General features: G+C 68.2%; 2 protein-coding genes. Both read left to right on the plus strand.

Annotated features, from left to right (window positions below; genetic code table 11):
- On the plus strand, nt 1–832 hold an 832-nt coding region (locus FJY73_14310), incomplete at its 5' end, for an ABC transporter permease (protein MBM3321834.1).
- On the plus strand, nt 825–2,090 hold the full coding sequence (locus tag FJY73_14315; GenBank protein ID MBM3321835.1) for an ABC transporter permease: 1,266 nt from the start codon (nt 825–827) through the stop codon (nt 2,088–2,090). The genes FJY73_14310 and FJY73_14315, both read left to right, overlap by 8 nt.
- The last annotated feature ends 169 nt before the right edge of the window (nt 2,091–2,259 follow it).

A 2,259-nucleotide genomic window follows, 5' to 3' on the forward strand; every position in this document is an offset into this window, starting at 1 on the left:
ATCGTTCGCGTCGATCGAGAACCTCGCGCTCGCGGCCGGGCGAAGCCTCGCCCCTCTCGAGGTTCAAAGAGGCCGTCCGGTCGCGGTGATCGGAAGCGAGATCGCGGAGAGCCTCTGGCCGAACGAAGACCCGCTGGGGCGCACGTTCAAGATCGCAGGCCGGCACTTGCGCGTGATCGGCGTCGGCGCGCCCCGCTCCTCGCAGCTCGGAGAGAGCCGAAACCGCTTCGTGATCACCCCGATCACGACCTATCGGAAGACGTTCGGCGGCGAGGAATCGGTCGCGTTCAAGTTCCGCGCGCCCGACCCCGATTCGGTCGAGCGCCTGATCGGCGAGATCCGCTTCGCGATGCGCGTCCGTCACCGCTTGAAACCGGCCGAGACGGACGACTTCGCCGTGCTCACGTCGGAGCGAATCCTCGACCTCTGGGCAAGGATCTCGCACGCGATCTTTCGGGCGCTCGTCGCGCTCGTCTCGATCGCGCTCGTCGTGGGCGGAGTCGTCCTCATGAACGTGATGCTCGTCGCGGTCACCGAAAGGACGCGCGAGATCGGCATCCGAAAGGCGCTCGGCGCCACGCGGCGGAACATCCTCTCGCAGTTCCTCGCGGAATCAGTCACGCTCTCCCTCGTCGGCGGGGCGACCGGAGTTCTTCTCGGCTTCTCCATCGCGGCGCTCGTCTCCGCGCTCACGCCGGTCCCCTACTCGATCAAGGGATGGGCGATCGCAGCGGGGCTCGGCGTCACGTTCGTGATCGGGATCGTCTTCGGCACCTACCCGGCGAACCGGGCGGCCCGGCTCGATCCGGTGGAGGCGCTTCGCCATGAGTGACGCGCGGCCGGAAGGATCCGCGAGGGGTGTTCTCTTCGCCGAGAACGTCCGCCAGGCGTTCCGCACGATCGCAACGCGCCGCCTCCGCTCCGGGCTTCTCATCCTCGGGGTCGCGATCGGGATCGCGGCGATCCTCGCGGTCGTCACGATCCTCGTCGGGCTCGGCAAGCAGATCGAACACGACATGGCGGGCGCGGACCGGCCGTTCCTCATGGTGAGCCGCTTCGATCTCATGAAGGAGAACCCCCGCGAGGAGGACGTGCAACGAAGGAAGAAGCTCGACCCGGACGCGGCGGAGACGGTGCGCCGTCTCGCGCCTTCGGTTTCCCGGATCGACTTCCGCTACGACCCGGACGGAAGGCTTCGCGTGCTCGAGCGCGGCGCGGAGCACACGCAGCCGCTCAAGATCATCGGGTGCACGCCCGCCTTCGTCCACGTGCACGATCTCCCGGTGGAGCACGGGCGCTTTCTCACACAGGACGAGGTCGATCGGAGGCGCTCGGTCATCGTCCTCGCCTACGGCCCGGCCAAGGATCTCTTCCCGCACGAGGACCCGATCGGAAAGACGGTGCGCGTCGGAACATTCGTATATGAAGTGATTGGCACGTTCGAGGAGAGACGGCACATCATGGGACAGCTCGGCGAGGGATACGCGGTCGTCCCGTACACGACCTACGCGAGGGATCTTCTCTCGCGATGGGACGAAGGGTACCTCGTCGTCTCGCCGGCCCCGGGGCGCACGCTCGCGGAGGCCCGGGAGGAGCTCGTCCGCGCGATGCGCGTCCACCGCGGCCTTCGGCCGGGAGAGAAGAACGACTTCGACATCACGACCTCCGCGGCGTTCTCCGAGATGATCGGGAAGATCACCGGCGCGATCGCGCTCGTTCTCGTCGCGATCTCGTCGATCGGGCTCCTCGTCGGCGGGATCGGGGTCATGAACATCATGCTGATCTCGGTCGCGGAAAGGACGCGCGAGGTCGGGCTCCGCATGTCGGTCGGCGCAAGGCGGCGGGACGTGCTCTTTCAATTCCTCGTCGAGTCGGCGACCCTCACCGCGCTCGGGGGCGTGCTCGGCGTCGCCGGCGGGCTCCTTCTCGCCTCGGCGATCGCGCGCGCGACCGGCTTCCCGCTCGGCGTCTCGGTCTTCTGGATCGTCGTCGCGCTTCTCTTCTCCGCGGCGATCGGCCTCATCTTCGGCATCGTTCCCGCGAACCGCGCCGCCCGCATGGACCCGATCGAAGCGCTGCGGAGGGAGTAGGAGTCGAAGAGAGAGCCCCCGCGTGTCCCCCTCGGCCGGATGATGCGCGCTTCGCCCGCTACCGGAACATCCGCTTCACGCCGCCCCAGGAGGTCGGCTCGGTCGCGGTCGCGCAGCGGCACGAGGGGAGGAACCCGGTGAGCGGCCCGGAACAGGACCGCGTGCCGTA

The organism is Candidatus Eisenbacteria bacterium, from assembly GCA_016867715.1.
Lineage (GTDB): Bacteria > Orphanbacterota > Orphanbacteria > Orphanbacterales > Orphanbacteraceae > VGIW01.

Bases quoted from the DNA above. Each gene is read 5' to 3' on its own strand.
- FJY73_14315 (MBM3321835.1), top strand. From the start codon at position 825: ATGAGTGACGCGCGGCCGGAAGGATCCGCGAGGGGTGTTCTCTTCGCC.